At 59.2% G+C, this 14883-nt stretch carries 15 protein-coding genes and 1 pseudogene; 5 read left to right on the top strand and 11 right to left on the bottom strand.

Going from position 1 to position 14883, the window contains the following annotated elements; translation table 11 throughout:
- Window positions 1–499: 499 nt before the first annotated feature.
- Complete coding sequence (locus PR018_RS21320; RefSeq protein WP_142832262.1) at window positions 500–1486, top strand: AraC family transcriptional regulator; 987 nt, start codon at window positions 500–502, stop codon at window positions 1484–1486.
- 59 nt (window positions 1487–1545) lie between these two features.
- On the top strand, window positions 1546–2754 hold the full coding sequence (locus PR018_RS21315; protein WP_142832258.1) for an MFS transporter: 1209 nt from the start codon (window positions 1546–1548) through the stop codon (window positions 2752–2754).
- A gap of 210 nt (window positions 2755–2964) precedes the next feature.
- Here the strand turns inward: PR018_RS21315 and PR018_RS21310 are convergent, their stop codons facing one another.
- The 5 genes from PR018_RS21310 to PR018_RS21290 all read right to left on the bottom strand — a co-directional run bounded on the left by PR018_RS21310 (window position 2965) and on the right by PR018_RS21290 (window position 6365).
- Window positions 2965–3597, bottom strand: coding sequence for a class I SAM-dependent methyltransferase (locus PR018_RS21310; protein WP_142832257.1), 633 nt, complete (start codon window positions 3595–3597; stop codon window positions 2965–2967).
- Window positions 3598–3697: 100 nt separating this feature from the next.
- Entirely contained in the window at window positions 3698–4111 is a 414-nt protein-coding gene (locus PR018_RS21305; protein ID WP_142832256.1) for a nuclear transport factor 2 family protein, read from the bottom strand.
- A gap of 84 nt (window positions 4112–4195) precedes the next feature.
- Window positions 4196–4795 carry an NADPH-dependent F420 reductase gene (locus tag PR018_RS21300; protein WP_142832255.1) on the bottom strand — a complete coding sequence of 200 codons (600 nt, stop codon included), beginning with the start codon at window positions 4793–4795 and terminating at the stop codon, window positions 4196–4198.
- Between the two features lie 30 nt (window positions 4796–4825).
- The gene (locus PR018_RS21295) at window positions 4826–5581 is read right to left on the bottom strand and encodes an SDR family NAD(P)-dependent oxidoreductase (RefSeq protein ID WP_142832254.1); all 756 of its coding nucleotides are present in this window, start codon (window positions 5579–5581) and stop codon (window positions 4826–4828) included.
- 49 nt (window positions 5582–5630) lie between these two features.
- Complete coding sequence (locus PR018_RS21290; protein WP_142832253.1) at window positions 5631–6365, bottom strand: SDR family NAD(P)-dependent oxidoreductase; 735 nt, start codon at window positions 6363–6365, stop codon at window positions 5631–5633.
- Between the two features lie 190 nt (window positions 6366–6555).
- Between PR018_RS21290 and PR018_RS21285 the strand changes: the two genes are divergently transcribed.
- Window positions 6556–7452: a LysR family transcriptional regulator gene (locus tag PR018_RS21285; protein WP_142832252.1), complete on the top strand. Its 897-nt coding sequence runs from the start codon at window positions 6556–6558 to the stop codon at window positions 7450–7452.
- Window positions 7453–7550: 98 nt separating this feature from the next.
- Here PR018_RS21285 and PR018_RS21280 read toward each other — a convergent pair whose 3' ends face one another.
- From PR018_RS21280 to PR018_RS28670, 3 genes are all read right to left on the bottom strand, one after another.
- Window positions 7551–8192, bottom strand: coding sequence for an ATP-binding protein (locus PR018_RS21280; protein WP_425064160.1), 642 nt, complete (start codon window positions 8190–8192; stop codon window positions 7551–7553).
- 327 nt (window positions 8193–8519) lie between these two features.
- Window positions 8520–8957 (bottom strand): LysR substrate-binding domain-containing protein, encoded by a 438-nt coding sequence (locus tag PR018_RS28675; protein ID WP_244615558.1) that lies wholly within the window; start codon window positions 8955–8957, stop codon window positions 8520–8522.
- A gap of 8 nt (window positions 8958–8965) precedes the next feature.
- Window positions 8966–9388, bottom strand: a complete 423-nt coding sequence (locus PR018_RS28670; RefSeq protein WP_205470430.1) for a LysR family transcriptional regulator — start codon at window positions 9386–9388, stop codon at window positions 8966–8968.
- A gap of 99 nt (window positions 9389–9487) precedes the next feature.
- Between PR018_RS28670 and PR018_RS21270 the strand changes: the two genes are divergently transcribed.
- Together PR018_RS21270 and PR018_RS21265 are read left to right on the top strand one after the other, a co-directional pair.
- Window positions 9488–10837 carry an MFS transporter gene (locus tag PR018_RS21270; protein WP_142832250.1) on the top strand — a complete coding sequence of 450 codons (1350 nt, stop codon included), beginning with the start codon at window positions 9488–9490 and terminating at the stop codon, window positions 10835–10837.
- A 299-nt stretch (window positions 10838–11136) separates the two neighbouring features.
- Window positions 11137–11609 (top strand): annotated as a pseudogene (locus PR018_RS21265) (FCD domain-containing protein); the annotation flags it as partial.
- A 122-nt stretch (window positions 11610–11731) separates the two neighbouring features.
- Here PR018_RS21265 and PR018_RS21260 read toward each other — a convergent pair.
- The 3 genes from PR018_RS21260 to parS form a co-directional block, all read right to left on the bottom strand.
- On the bottom strand, window positions 11732–13609 hold the full coding sequence (locus PR018_RS21260; protein WP_142832249.1) for an ABC transporter ATP-binding protein/permease: 1878 nt from the start codon (window positions 13607–13609) through the stop codon (window positions 11732–11734).
- Window positions 13610–13683: 74 nt separating this feature from the next.
- Complete coding sequence (locus PR018_RS21255) at window positions 13684–14190, bottom strand: RES family NAD+ phosphorylase (protein WP_142832248.1); 507 nt, start codon at window positions 14188–14190, stop codon at window positions 13684–13686.
- Complete coding sequence (gene parS / locus PR018_RS21250; protein ID WP_142832247.1) at window positions 14187–14672, bottom strand: type II RES/Xre toxin-antitoxin system antitoxin; 486 nt, start codon at window positions 14670–14672, stop codon at window positions 14187–14189. Before parS ends, PR018_RS21255 begins: the two co-directional genes overlap by 4 nt.
- Window positions 14673–14883 lie beyond the last annotated feature (211 nt).

Here is a 14883-nt window from a genome sequence, read left to right as displayed (position 1 = left end):
GCTGATGAGATCCATACCCTGTCTGTGGCGGACTTCTGCCATCCCCAAGAAGAACGTGCTGCCGGCGAACCACGAGGTGAAGTCGCTCATGAGCGGCCAGCACCTACCGTTCGCCGTGCCTGCTTGCCGCAACGGCGAACTCCAACTCCTCATGAGACCGGAGCACTTCACGGAATCCCTGCTCTTTTTGCGCTTGAAGAGATGCGAACTACCGACGCGTACAGAAATTAAAAACGTAAGTAAAACGAAACGCCTAAAGCGTAACCGTAATTTATGGAACTTACTTTAGGTACCACCCCGTACTAGGATCGTGCGAACAACGGTGTGGGGTTAGGTCCTGATTATGCAGCAGTTAAGCGTTTGGGACTTGAGCCAAGGCAGGATGTGTTCTCGCACGCCGTTCGTCCAGCCTCACCTTGGTACACAAAGAGATCGAATGGGGAATCTACGAACTTTTTTCCCGATTGCCTACCGGACGTTTGGTTTCTATAATGCGCAAATGCTTGACCGTCCGTCCCAACCGTCTTCGCCATATATTCCAGTGGATGCGCTAAGCGAAGTCCTGCAAGACTTCCGATTGAGTGGCGTTAGCTATAGCCGCTGTGAGCTCCGGCACCCATGGAGCATCGCCTTTCCACAACAACAACTGCTTCGTTTTCACTTTGTCAGCCAAGGTCCTTGCTGGATCCATACGGCAGCCCAAGGCTGGCAAGAATTGCGCGATGGCGATCTGGTACTGCTACCGCAGGGCATCGCCCACCGACTTGCCAGTGCGCCAGATGTTGTCGATGACGCTCTCAACGGATGTCAGGTGACCAAGGTGGGGAGCAACGTTTGCGAAGTGGTGCGAGAAGGCACAGGCGCAACAAGCACCCTTTTCTGTGGCTCGATGGCCTTGGGCGTTTGTGCTCTCGATCCCCTGATCAATTTGATGCCGCCCATTATCAAGGGCTGTGACGTGGCAGGCAATGACCCGATCGTTGGCCCCCTACTGGCAGCGATGACAGAAGAGGCAACACATCCACAGATGGGCAGCGCCACTATCTTGTCACGAATGGCGGACCTCCTCACAGCGCGGCTGATCCGCTGCTGGGTCAATTGTACCGGCGCCTCGACCGTCGGTTGGCTCGCCGCCATCCGCGACCCCAATATCGGCCGCGCTTTGGCAGCCATGCACCGAGACCCCGGCCATAACTGGACCCTGGAAAAGCTCGCTAGTGTTGCAGGTCAATCGCGTTCGATTTTCGCGGAGCGCTTCAGCGCTGTTTTAGGCGAAGGCGCGGCACACTATCTCGCCCGTCTGCGTATGCAGCTTGCCCGGGAGTTGTTGGGCCAAAACGGCATGTCGGTTGCCGACGTCGCCACGCGGTTGGGTTACGAGTCTGAGGCGTCCTTCGCGCGCGCATTCAAGCGTATCACCAACGTCTCGCCGGGCGTTGTGCGTCGCACAATTTCCGGACGAACAGACATGGATTTCGGATTTTAAGGCACATCGCATCCGAGGAAAGTTGTTTATGAAGATCTTCAACTCTTGGAGACATCTCGATGACGGACACAACATTCCAGCTTGAAGGCGCAGTAAAAGACTCCGATACCGCTCCGCCAGCCGCGTGGAGCTCGGCCACCTGGTTCGCGGTCCTTTCGATGGCGGCCGCCAGCTTTGCTCTGGTGTCGGCGGAGTTCATGCCAGCAGGCATGCTAACACCAATGGCGCGCGATCTTGGTGTCACCGAGGGAATGGCCGGACAGGTCGTTACTGCCACCGCCTCCGTCGGAGCCGTGACGGCTATATTGAGCAATGTTCTGATTGGCCGATTGAACCGCAAGACGGTGCTGGTTGGTCTGAGTGCCTTGGCGGTCGGCTCCAACATTCTTGCGGCGAATGCCTCCGAATTTTGGCTATTGTTGTTAGGTCGAGCCGGGCTGGGCATTGCGCTGAGCGCTTTCTGGGCGCTTTCAGTTGCGGTCGTAGCAAGACTTGTTGGCGCCAATGCAACAGGCCGGGGCATGGCGATCGTCACGCTTGGCGTCTCGCTAGCCACCATCGCCGCACCATCCATGGGTGCATTGATCAGCGACTGGTTGGGTTGGCGCGCCGCCATGGCCGTGACAGCGGGGCTGGCCGCACTTGCCATGTTGCTGCAGTGGCTCAGTCTCCCGACCCTTCCTGCAAGCACACGCAACAGCCTTGCCGACGTTTTCCGGCTTACACGGCGGCGTGGCATTCAGATCGGCATGCTTGCTATCCTCTTGCTCATGACGGGGCACTTCGCTGGCTCGGTCTATGTGCGCCCCTTCCTCGAACAGATTACGCATCTAACAACCGGTCCGATTGCGCTGGCGCTGCTCGGATTTGGCATTGCCGCTGTGATCGGTAACATCGCCGGTGGTCGCATGGCCGACGCCAATATCCGCATTGCCCTCGCAGTCACCGCCGGCTTAATGGCGTTTGCGGCGCTTGCTTTGGTACTTTGGGGCGTGCACATCGGCGTTGCGTTCGGCTTCGCGGCGCTGTGGGGCCTCGCCTTCGGCATGGCGCCGGTGGTGCTGCCAACCAATCTGTCCCGCGCCGCACCCGACGCGCTGGAGGCCGCGGGCAGCCTGATGGTGACCTCATTCCAGGTGGCAATCACGATTGGCGCGGTCGTTGGAGGCTACATCGTAGACACCTATGGTGCTACGGGACCCCTAACGCTTACCGCAATCCTGGCCGCATGCACGGTCGTGCTGGCCCTGCTGCAGCCCAGGAGCTGATCTTTGCTACCGCCGTGCGGTAGGGTGAGAGCAACCAAAAGTGATCGTCATGCACAAGGGTGTTGATCCTATAAGACTTTGCAAGCTCGACATTTGAAGGCTCTCCAGCCAGCTCCGAAAGCTGTCGTTGCTGCAAACTCACGCAGTCGCGCAGTATCCTTGTATCCTTGTATCCTTGGGAAGTCGACTTGAGGGAGGCGCTGGCCCCTGTCACGGCTTAACAAACCGATAGGCGAAGCGATCCGTCTCGCCCTTGATCGAGGGATCAAACACCTTGATCGAGTGCTGATCGTCCCTGTTCGTCAGCATTGTGCTTTTCGCGTCCAGCAGGAAGCCAGCTGCCTCGACCTCTTCTCGAACGGAAGCAGGATCAATCCGATGGAGCGACTGGGCGTCGTTCGTGCCTGAGCCGACGGCGGCGGAGTGATCGACGATGACGTAGAACCCACCAGGCTTCAACCCTTCGTAGACGGCTCGATTGAAATCGGCCGCTGTCGCGCCCCCGGTCTGCATCAGCGCGGTGTGGAGATCGTGATAGAACAGGTGCAGCCACAGGACATCCGCTGGCTGCGTGACCTTTGGCATCTCCACAAGATCCGACGAGACAGCGTCGACGTTCTCTCGGCCCGGCTCCTTTGCGAGGGTCCGCATGAGGCCGACTGGATCGTTCCTGAAGTGGGCGACTTCGGCAGGCACGAAGCTGTAAACCCGCCCTTCGGGTCCCACGATGTCGGAGAAGAGACGGGTCCAGTCGCCATCGCCTGGGTAAACGTCGATCACGGTGGAGCCCGCATTGGCTCGTGCGAAACGGATCAACTCGGATTGCTTGGATTGATTGTACATAGGTATCTCCTTCAGGGTTAGTATTCGAAGCGCCTGGCGTGCGATGGGCCGATCCATGACTGGTCAATCTGTTGCCCGCCCGGGCAGTAGATCGCCTGAGCTACACCCGGACGCCTGCGTCCATCTGCGCGGCCAGCGCCAGCGCTTGCGTGTCGACATATTCCCGGATGTTGGTCAGTCTTCCGTCCCGGACCGTCATGGCGAAGATCCAGTCATCCTCGAACGGCTTGTTCGTGGCTTTGACCTTCCCGTTGGCGAAGCCGACGACGAGAACCCGGTCTCGTTGCGCCACGAACTCGCGAGGTTCCGTGGAAGTTTCCATCGACTTGGATGCCGTCTCCAGCAAAGCCGCGAGCCCCGCGTGCCCGCGGTAGGTTCCGGCCAGCGGCCATTCCTCGCCCGGGATGATCCACTCGAAGTCCTCAGTGACCAGCGCCAGCAGAGCCTCTCCGTCGCCCCGGCCGATCGCGGCGAAGAAGTCCTTCACGGTCTGGATGTTCTTCTCAATACTCATGGGGATTCCTCCATTTCGCACGGATCGGTTCGCGCTCGATCCGATCCGCGCATCGTAGCCCTGCCGGTTGGCACGTCGTGTTCGTCAGTCGAACTTGACCAGATCCTTGAAGATCAGATGACCCCAGCTGTTTCCGCGCGCTTGCACGAGAAGCCCGCCTTCCGACAGTCCGCCAAGCTTGACGGCTGCGAAACCGAGATTTTCCGCGAGCGTATCAACTTCCGCGGCGGCAGCATCGTCATCGCTTGCCAGGAACACGACTCGTCTGCCGCCATGTGCGGCTGGATCTTGGGCAAGGGTGGCAGCGCCCAGGTGGTTGAACCCCTTGACCAGCCTTGCGCCATTAAAGGCTCGCCCGACGAACTTCGAAGATGGCAGTCCTCCCAGCGCCTCGGGAGGAACGCCGTAGGCATTGGTCACATCGATGATTGTTTTCCCCTGCCAGGTCGGAAGTGCTTTTGCGACGTCCGAGTGCGCCTCGAAACCGACAGCCAGGAAGATGAAGTCCGCCTTGACGGCGTCCGCCAGCGTCTTGCCGATGACCTCGGGCCCGATCGCCGCTGCGTCGACTGCAAAACTTTCCGGGTCACGCGTGGTTGCAACGGTCACGTCGATGCCCTTGCGCGCGAACGCCTTGGCCAGAGCCTGGCCGATATTCCCGAATCCGATGATTGCATAGCTCATGATGTTTCTCCTATCTGTACTAATGCCGTGTCAAACCTGCGCCCAACCACCATCGACGGCGAGATCGATGCCGGTAATGTACGAGCTTTGATCGGAGGCGAGGAACGTGAGGGCCGCCGCGATTTCCTCTGGCTTGCCCCTGCGACCCATGGGGATCTGTGACGCGAACTGGGCGACTGCCGCCTCGGCTTGCTCGGCGGTAAGGCCGGTCGTTGTCGCTAGGGCGGGGGTCTCGATCGCGCCGGGGCTCATCGTATTAACGCGGATATTGCGATCCTTCAGCTCCTGGGTCCAAGACCGCGAGAAGCTGCGAACAGCCGCCTTGCTAGCTGCATAGGCGCTGAACGCTGGCAGGCCCATCACATTCGAGACCGACGAGTTCAGGATAATCGAACCGCCGTCCTTGAAGAGGGGAAGGGCCTTCTGCACCGTAAAGAACAGGCCCTTCACATTCACATCAAAGGTCTGGTCGAAATGGGCCTCAGTCGCTGCCGCGAGCGGCGCGACTGTCCCTGCGCCGGCGTTTGCGAAGAGAATGTCGATGTGACCATGTTTCTCCTTCACGACGTCATAGAGCCGGTCAAGATCGTCTAGGCGCGAGACGTCGCCCATGACTGTCGTCACGTTTTTCCCGATTAGGGCCGCAGCCTCTTGCAAGGCTTTCTCGCGTCGCCCCACGATCACGACCTGCGCACCTTCTTCCACGAAGCGCTTCGCTGTGGCCAAGCCAATCCCGCTGCTTCCGCCGGTGATGACTGCGATTTTGCCGTCGAGTACTTTTTTCATAATCTTTGCCTTTCGCTATGTGTGAGTGGGCGCGGAACCGCACCGGGTGTCAGAGTTGGGCGAGGCCACCGTCGACGGCGACTTCGCTGGCGGTCATGAAGCTGCTGTCGTTCGACGCGAGGAAGGCGGCTACGGCGGCGATTTCTGCGGGATCGGCCATGCGCTGGAGCGGGGTCATCGCGCCGTAGGCCTTCTGGCCCTCTTCGCCGAGCGCTTCCTTTGCCAATTCGGTCGCCGTCGCTCCCGGTGACAGCACGTTGACCCGAATACCGGTGCCTTTCAGATCCTCCGCCCAGGTCCGAGCAAGGTTGCGCACCGCCGCCTTGCTTGCGCTGTAGGCGGTAAATCCCGGGGCTCCGGTCGTGCCGGCGCTCGATCCGGTCAGGATGATTGAACCGCCAGCGCCCATCAGCGGCAACGCCTTCTGGATAGTGAAGATCGTGCCCTTCACATTGGTGTCGAAGGTTTCGTCAATGTGTGCGGCGGTAATTTTGCCGAGCGCAAGCGGGCTTCCCGCCCCGGCATTGGCGAAAACGATGTCGAGCCTCCCGCGCTCCGCCATCACTGCAGCGTATAGTCGGTCGAGGTCGGCCTCATCCGAGACCGAGCCCTTCACCGCGCGGGAATTGGACCCGAGGTCGGCGACAGCCGCTTCGAGCGCTTCCTGCCGACGGCCATAAATGAAGACGAAGGCGCCTTCCTCGATGAAGCGCTTTGCAGCGGCAAGGCCGATACCCGTAGCGCCGCCGGTGATCACGGCGGTCTTTCCATTCAATCTGGTCACGTCAGCCATCCTTTTGTTGCTGAACCTGAAGATAGGCCCGCCGGAGCCGGACGGTGAGTGCGGAAGCGCGCACATCGGCGGTGCAAAAACGATCCAGAGAGATGATTCAACGCAGCGACGGTCGTGCGATCGGTGACCGAGCGTGCTAAATTGCATTTCAGCAGGCGCAGCTGCGGCGCGGGAATGCACCATGATCGACTGGGATGACGTTCGTTACTTTCTTGCCGCAGCGCGTGGCGGCTCGGTGCGGGCTGCGGCCAAGCGCTTGGGGGTAAATCACGCGACCGTGCTCAGACGCGTCGCTCAGCTTGAGGAACGGCTCGGGGCACAGATGTTCGAGAAGCTGCCCTCGGGCTACCGCCTGACGGCAGCAGGCGAGGAGGTCCTTGAGTTCGCGGACCAGATGCAAGCGTCGTCGCACCAGCTGGAGACGCGCGTCTTCGGGCGCGACCAGAGCGTGCGCGGTCTTCTGCGCGTTACATTGACGCCGATCCTCGCGACACACTTGCTCATGCCGGACTTCGCCGAATTCGTGCGTCTGCATCCTGATATCGAGATGGAAATTCTATCGTCCGGCGAGCTGGCAAACCTGACCAACCGAGAAGCCGACGTCGCGATCCGCGTCGTTTACGATCGCCAAACACTTCCACTCAATCTTCATGGCTTGAAGGGACCGGAGCTGTTCGGCGGTGTCTACATATCCCGCGATCGGCTGGCCGCCTACCGTGAGGGCGCGCCTGATCCCATCCGATGGATCGTGATAAGCATGCATGGAATTCCGGAGTGGGCCAGCACGGGTCAGGTTCGTACCACGGGGGTCCCCTTAAGAGTCACGGACGCCGCGGCGGAGATCGCGGCGGTGCGGCAAGGGCTCGGGATCACGACATTGCCGTGCTTCGTCGGAGATGCCGATCCCCTGCTGGTGAGGGTGCCGGGCACTGACCTGCACATGTACGGAACGGTCTGGAATCTCACGCAAGGTGAGACACGCAAGACGAAGCGCGTGCGGCTCTTTACGGAGTTCATAACCCACCGGCTCGCCGCCTACACTCCACTTCTTGCGGGGCTGTCCATATCGCGCGAATGACATCCGGTTCCACATGCTACAAACGGGCAGGAGAAATTGCTGTTTTTGAAAATTGGCATTCCCACAGTCTGCGAGTGGCGGCTCTCGCGAACCGAAACTTATAGCGGATGGTCCGCTAACGGCCCCATTGCGGTCATCATCGTGCCGCAGCGAGCAGCCGTTTCCCGGCGACCGCCGGTCTGTTTGGCGAAACCGAACACCATCGACAGGCCGAGCTCCGTCCCACTCCCTTCAGGCTTGGTGGAAAAGAAGGGATCGAACACCTTTGCCATGATCTCCGGGGACATGCCGGTTCCGGTATCGGTTACCGAAAGCACGACATATTGCCCGGTTGTAACGTCGTCATGCATGCGGGCGTAGGCGTCATCGATATACGCGTTGCCTGCTTCGATGGTTAGCTTGCCAAACCCCTCCGTCGCGTCGCGCGCGTTGATCGCCAGATTGAGGATAGCATTTTCGATCTGCATCGGGTCGATGAGCGCGTTCCACAGCCCGCCGGATATGACGGTCTCGATTTCGACCCCCTCCCCGATCGTACGACTCAGCATCTCGTCCATACCGCGGACCAACCGCCCAATATTCACGACTCTTGGCTCAAGCGCCTGGCGACGACCCAACGCAAGCAGCTGGGCTGCGGGTTTGGAACCGCGGTTGACGCCGGCAAGCGCCTTGGCATCCGTCGTTTCCGCCGTTTCGTTGCCCGTCACGTCCTTCCACAAGAGCTGCAGGTTGACGTCCACGCAGGATTGATTGCTGCGATTTTCGCGTCCAGAGATGCGACAAGCATGACGTCGGTCGACAGCCGCCACATCCGGTCGCGATCGGCGGTGCGCTCGGCGACGCGTTGTTCAAGCGTGCGATCGAGGTCGTCGAGCTTCTCGCGAGTGGCTCTCAGTTCCTCGACTTCGGTATTCGTGCCGATCCATCGCAGGATCTATGCACCTTCGTCCGTGATCGGAACCGCTCGTACGATATGCCGCGGAAAGCCCTGACCGGTCTCGTAGTCTCGCACCATGACAGATCGGCACAGCGATGTGCCATCGCCGATATCGTGTGCATGGCGATCCTCATCGCGCGGAAAAGCCGTTATGCTCAGTGATGAGTGCGACGACGAAATCCATGACGGCGCGGACCGACGGCGTTTTGCGCAAATCGCGGTGGACGAGGAGCCAGATATCCCGGGAGAAGGGCGGAACGTCCTCACCGACGCGCACCAGGTCCGGGTTGGCGTTGCCCAAAAAGCAGGGCAGCCCGGCGACACCTGCGCCGGCCCGCGCCGCAAGTAGATGTCCACTGATGTCGCTCAACTCGCACGCGATGAGCCGTGCGCCAGCAATGCCAAGCAGCCATTTCTGCTGCGGCATGTCGGCAAAGCTCTCGTCGTAAGCGATGAACTGCCATCGATCGGGCACATCGCGATGCTCGTAGTCATGGCGTACGTATAGACCGAAGGCCATGGCCGCGAGTTTTCGTGCGACGCTGCCGGCCTCCTCGGGGCGTACCAGCCGGAGAGCTAGATCCGCCTCCCTTTGCTGAGCGATACCTGCTGCGCCTGCGCAGCGAGAGAGAGGCGGATATCCGGGTAGCGAGATCGGAAGTGTGCGAGGTGCTGCGCCAGCAGATGCGCCGCTAGCACCGGCGGAGCGCTGAGCGTGACCTTTCCGATCAGCGGCATATGCGCGGCGCGGGCAATCCGGGCGATGCCGTCCGCCGCACCTTCCATCGTCACCGCCTGATCGAAAACCTGCTGGCCGATCGTCGTCAAGCGACAGGATCGGGGCAAGCGTTCGACCAGCGCCACGTCCAGTTCGGCTTCGAGCGCCGCCAGCCGACGACTGACGGTAGCGTGGTCAACGTTCAACGCACGCGCCGCGCCGGACAGGGTGCCGCTGCGCCCCACTGCGATGAAATGACGGAGATTTTCCCAATCGGCCATTTGCGCGATTTCTCAAGGTTCACTGGCATATATACCGAATTTTCGCACAGAAATCATCGATGTAGTTTCGAGACAAATTATCTTCGAAAGGTTGTCTCGATGACTGTTTCTTCCCCCCCACACCCACGCATCACGCTTGCTGCCGCCGCGCTTGGCTTTGTGGTCGTTCTTCTCGACGTCAGTGTCGTTAACGTCGCACTCGATGCCTTGCGTACTAGCTTTTCCACCGATGTCGCCGGCCTCCAATGGGTGGTCAATGCCTACACGCTCTTCTTCGCCGCCCTGCTGCTCATGGCCGGAGCCCTAGGCGACCGCTTTGGCGCGCGCGCCATCTTCATCGCCGGCTTCGTTCTCTTCACGCTCGCTTCGCTTGGCTGCGGGCTGGCGCCGACGCTGCCGACGCTGGTCGCGGCGCGTCTCGCGCAAGGCGTGAGCGCGGCACTGCTGGTTCCGAACTCGCTGTCGCTGCTTGCCCAAGCGTTCCCCGGCAAGGAACAGCGGAACCGCGCCGTTGGCTGGTGGGGAGCGGCGGGCGGCATCGCACTGGCGGCCGGCCCGGTGGTCGGCGGTTTTCTGGTCACGCATTTCGGCTGGCGGAGCGTTTTCCTGATCAACATTCCGGTCGGGCTGGCTGGCCTGGCACTGATCCTGCGCTATTCCGCGCCAAGTCCCAAAAACGAGGGTCGGTCGCTCGATCTGCCTGGACAGGCAGCCGCCGTGATAGCGCTTGCATCGCTGGCAACGGCGCTGACGGACGCGGCGCATCCGCGGGTTCTCGTTGCCCTTGGCGTAGCGGTCCTTTCCGCAATCAGCTTCATCCTCATTGAGGCGCGAAGCCGTGCACCGATGCTGCCGCTGGCGTTCTTTTCCAGTTCCGCCTTCTCGATCGTCTCGATCACCGGCGTCATCGTCAACTTCGCCTATTACGGCCTGATCTTCGTCTTCAGCCTGTTCTTCCAACTGGAGCAGCATTTTTTGCCGCAAGAAACCGGCATCGCCTTCCTGCCGATGACCATTGTCCCCATGCTCATGAACATCATCGCAGGCCGATTGATCACACGCCTCGGCGTACGCCGGCTCATGGTGTTCGCCCTCCTGCTGGCAGCGGGTGGATATCTTCTGCTTCTTCCGGTCAGTGTCACCGGCTCCAAGTGGCAGTTGGTCGTGCCGATGCTGATGGCGGCAAGCGGCATCGCGCTGATGGTGCCGACTATGACGAATGTCACTCTTTCCTCAGTCGATCCGTCACGGGCGGGCATCGCGTCAGGCGTTCTCAACACGGCGCGACAGGTAGGCGGCATGCTCGGCGTCGCTACGTGCGGTTATTTCGTACGCGACACAGCGCCCGCCGCGTTCATGCAAGGCATGCATCTCTCGCTCATCGTCGCTGTGGTACTGCTGTTTCTCGGCGCTGCGCTCTCGTTCTTCTGTCTCAACCGCGAGCATTGAAATGGACCCCGCCATATGGCACCAAGCGATCAGGCATCTAAGGCGTAGAATGTCGCGTCATATCGTACAATCGACGGGGTTGGCGGTCTTGAACCAGTTCGAACCACCGACCCGTCAATTCTGAGCACCGAGAACAAGGCCAGCGAGTTGGTAGTTGCATACGCAGCTCAGCGGGGCGTGGCATTAATTACCGGTTCGCGGGTGTCGGAAGTTCTGCCAACACAACTGCTTGCAGTAAAATCTATAAAGCGGCGGACCGCAGCAACGACCCGCTCGTCGAACAGAATGGCAGCTGACCAGAGCCGAGTATCGAGCAGGCAAAAAGCCTGTTCGAGGCACGCCGCAAGATCGAGGGGATGCTGCTTATTTCGTGGTGGAGCGGACGACGGACGAGCAGCTCGATGCACTGCAGAGGCTGACGGATGAGGAAGAGCACATCCATCATCATGGCGACGAGAAATCCAAGACCGTGCTGTCCGGCAAGTTCCACATCGCCTTGGCGGAAATCGCCGGCAATGCAGTCCTGACCGAGATGCTGGCAAAGATTGTCGCGCGTCTCTCGCTGGTCATGGCCCTTTACGAGGAAGACCGGAAGGACGATTGCGGCGCGGACCATCACCGCATAATCGTGGCGGCGGTCAAGGCCAAGGACGCCGCAAAAGCGAAGCAACTGATGGACTGCCATCTCGCCGACATCGAGGGACGCGTTAAACTGACAGAGGGACAGGGCGACCGGCATACGTTTCTGGCGGTGCTTGAACACTTCTCCTGAGCTATGTCTTTAGCGTTGGTTCTGATGACCTGCTGCAAATTGCTGAAGTCGACGACCTGCCAAAAATGCAAGTGCCCCAAAATATCAACATAGAATGCTTATGGTGATGCCGTGTGAACTCGTCAAATTTTTCGCCTCCTCCCCTGTCGCGCGAGAAGGTTTGATATTACGTACCTTTTGCGGGCAAACGGAGCCAGATCAACATCGCTAACAAGCCGAGCCCCCCCTTCCCGTTTTTCCAGAGTGATTTTACGGCTGTGGAACGCCTCTAGTTCCACCCTGTGGGCCACGCTTAGCACAGTAGCATTCGGCAGTTCATCGATCATCATCTGCATCATCTTGTCCTGCGTTTTCTCATCCAACGCCGACGTTGCCTCATCAAGGACGATGATATCAGGTTTATTCAGGAGAAGACGGGCGAACGCCAGCCTCTGTTTTTCACCGCCTGAAAGGGTGTGATCCCACGGTGCTTCTTCCTCAATCTTCTCACTCAGGTGACCAAGGCCAACCTTCTCCAAGGCAGAATTAATGTCATCAGCCGTCCAGTTGTCTGCAGCTTTGGGATAGGCAACAGCCCTACGAAGGGTTCCCGATGGGATATAGGGCTTCTGCGGGAGCATGAAAAATTCCATATTGTCGCGGAATCTGACGCTCCCCCCGCCCCAAGGCCACAGACCAGCGATGGCCCGAACAAGGGTACTCTTGCCGGAGCCGGACTCTCCAGACACGAGAACGCGTTCACCTGGCTCTATCTCGACCTGGGTTTCCTTCACCACAGCGGTACCGTCCCCGAGGGATACCGAAAGATCATTCAGGCTAAGCATCGTGTCGCCTTGCGTCTGTCCGCGTTTGATCCGTCCAACATCTTCACTCTGCTCAGCCTGCTCAAGTCCGTCCAGGGAGACCATTAATGAGGCCACTCGACGGGCGCAGGCATTCCAATCGGCAAGCCGTGGGTAGTTATCGACCAACCAGCCGAAAGCACCTTGGACGATGGTAAATGCTGACGCCGCCTGCATGACCTGCCCGAGAGACATGCTGCCGTCCAGAAACTTCGGCGCGCATAGCAAAACGGGCACGACTGGCGCAATCAACATCGACCCTTGCGAGACAAGGGTTGTGCGCATGTGTTGGCGCGCAAGCTGTCGCCATTGCTCTCGAACATTTTTGAAAGTGCGGTCCAGATCGTTGCGCTCTTCCTCCTCGCCACCGAGAAGGGCAATGCTCTCGCCATTTTCCCGAACGCGGGTCAGAGTGTAGCGAAACTCCGCTTCGATCTGGTTTTTTGCCTCTGAGACTTTTACGAAATTTCGACCGATAAACGCGATCGAACTGGATGTAATTGTCGCGTAAACGACTGCGGCAATGACCAGGAACCCCGGGATAGTGACGTAGGCGCCGAACAGCGGGAGCGTCAACGCCCCGCCGATCGACCAAAGAACGACGATGAAGGTCGATGCTGAGACAAAGGCCGAAATCACACCGGCTGTAAAATCCACCGGCGCTTCGGTTGCAATACGCAAATCTTCCGAAATGCGGGCTTCAGGGTTCTGATGATCCCCGCCAATAAGGTTGAGCTGGTAGTATCGTCCATTGGTGAGCCACCGTGCAACGAGCGATTTTGTCAGCCAGGAACGCCAGCGGCGCTGCATCAGCATACGCCCATAGACTTGGACGGTAACTAGAAAGACACTTCCAATCACAAGTGGAGGGAACAAGGCGCCCAAGGAATAGACCTGGCCGGCATTGCGCTGCTCGATCGCATCAAAAAGTTTCCGGTTCCAAACGTTAATCCCGTATTGAAATGCGACATTGAAGCCAATGAGAGAAAGAAGTGCAATCGAGCAAAACCATGCGAGCCTGTCGCCATCACGGCCCCAATAGCCGCGCGCACTGCGCCAAAAACGCTTGAGGAGATAAGCGCGACGCGCCTGTTCGGCTTGTTCAGGCGTCAGTTCCACCGACGGTTTCGGCTCGTCGGGCAATGCGGCTTCTATCATAGATACTCCAAGTGAATTTGCGTGCTGTATAGCGCAAATGATGCCAGGGCGAGAGTGTTTCAGGCCAAAAATGATTATGCTGAGGGTGGGTGTAGCCTCGTGTCGAGCGCGAACGCCTCTTGAAATTTCGGCTCATAATAGCCCGTGGCAAAGGTTGCCACGAAAATAAAGTTCCAACTATGAGAGGAGACTGCGCTTGGGATGGCGACAAATCGGTGCCGTTGCAAAAGATCGTCGCCAAATGCTTGTTGACCGGCGCTTGGAATACCCGGCCGGAGCCAATTTGGATTCGGAATGTCAGCGGGCTCAACAACGTGAACCGCGGAGACGTCTGTGACAACGGCACCCGTAAGGACATGTGGGACGGTATCGAGCGCTCGAAATCCCTTATGAACTGCAACCTCGAGGATTGCGGTAGCTGGGTCGATGGAACAGTATACCGCACGAATGCCCCTACTATTCCACCGGCCACCAACCCGGTATGCGCCTTCGCCGCTGTCCCACGTCGATGCGAACGCCGCCTGATCGAGCCGCCATGCGATTAGCTCGGAGCCTCCAAGCGAGATGGGCAAAAACGTCATGCATAGACGCCGTATTCTAACCGCTGGAGATAGTCCTCGACAAGCTCAACACCGGCGGGCGTCCCCAAAAGGTCGATCGGGCAACGCTGGTCCAGCCCGATTGCCGGACGCTCAAGCCATTGCTCGGCCTCTCCCTGGGTTCCCAGGAGATCAGTCGCCTTTGCCAGTATTTCAGCAAACTTCCATGCCCGTCCGCTTTGTTCCTGGCTGAGCGGCTTTGAAGGCGCATCCTTGCGCCGTTGCCAAGTCCGCAAACTCATGCCGACGGCCTTCTCAAGGGATTGGCTTTTGCCGATAAAGACCAAGTTCCCTACTAGGTGATCGACCGCCGATGCGGGCAAACCGTGGAGCAACAGCTCATGGGCATCCAGCGCGCTGGTTAGGCGTCGCGATAAAACACGCGTTCCGCCGAGTAGGGCCGACACCTTTTGCAGTGCTCCACTTGCTCCATCTTGAATACCCCCTTGGGCCACAATAACCATAGTGCGTCTCCTGCGTCAGATGTCGCGCACAATGTGACAGTTGTCGCATTGCTTTTCAATAGGTTTGAATCGGCGGGGCAATTGCAAATGCGCTTGATCAGATCTGGCCTCTGTCTGCGCGTCCACTTCTGCAGCTACACTCGGGGCGCATGTTTCGCTTTCCTCTGCCATTGCTCTTTCCATATCGGTATAGATTTTGTCGAGGGCGAGA

Source organism: Rhizobium rhododendri, from assembly GCF_007000325.2.
GTDB lineage: Bacteria > Pseudomonadota > Alphaproteobacteria > Rhizobiales > Rhizobiaceae > Rhizobium > Rhizobium rhododendri.
Note: the sequence above shows the minus strand (reverse complement) of the source record. Positions and strands in the feature narration are given on the sequence as shown.

What these genes read in the sequence shown, in the direction of transcription:
- PR018_RS21310 (WP_142832257.1), bottom strand. Translation starts at nt 3,597, where the DNA reads ATGTACAATCAATCCAAGCAATCCGAGTTGATCCGTTTCGCACGAGCC.
- parS (WP_142832247.1), bottom strand. Translation starts at nt 14,672, where the DNA reads ATGGTTATTGTGGCCCAAGGGGGTATTCAAGATGGAGCAAGTGGAGCA.
- PR018_RS21260 (WP_142832249.1), bottom strand. Translation starts at nt 13,609, where the DNA reads ATGATAGAAGCCGCATTGCCCGACGAGCCGAAACCGTCGGTGGAACTG.
- PR018_RS21305 (WP_142832256.1), bottom strand. Translation starts at nt 4,111, where the DNA reads ATGAGTATTGAGAAGAACATCCAGACCGTGAAGGACTTCTTCGCCGCG.
- PR018_RS21295 (WP_142832254.1), bottom strand. Translation starts at nt 5,581, where the DNA reads ATGAAAAAAGTACTCGACGGCAAAATCGCAGTCATCACCGGCGGAAGC.
- PR018_RS21255 (WP_142832248.1), bottom strand. Translation starts at nt 14,190, where the DNA reads ATGACGTTTTTGCCCATCTCGCTTGGAGGCTCCGAGCTAATCGCATGG.
- PR018_RS21270 (WP_142832250.1), top strand. Translation starts at nt 9,488, where the DNA reads ATGACTGTTTCTTCCCCCCCACACCCACGCATCACGCTTGCTGCCGCC.
- PR018_RS21315 (WP_142832258.1), top strand. Translation starts at nt 1,546, where the DNA reads ATGACGGACACAACATTCCAGCTTGAAGGCGCAGTAAAAGACTCCGAT.
- PR018_RS21320 (WP_142832262.1), top strand. Translation starts at nt 500, where the DNA reads ATGCTTGACCGTCCGTCCCAACCGTCTTCGCCATATATTCCAGTGGAT.
- PR018_RS21285 (WP_142832252.1), top strand. Translation starts at nt 6,556, where the DNA reads ATGATCGACTGGGATGACGTTCGTTACTTTCTTGCCGCAGCGCGTGGC.
- PR018_RS28670 (WP_205470430.1), bottom strand. Translation starts at nt 9,388, where the DNA reads ATGGCCGATTGGGAAAATCTCCGTCATTTCATCGCAGTGGGGCGCAGC.
- PR018_RS21300 (WP_142832255.1), bottom strand. Translation starts at nt 4,795, where the DNA reads ATGAGCTATGCAATCATCGGATTCGGGAATATCGGCCAGGCTCTGGCC.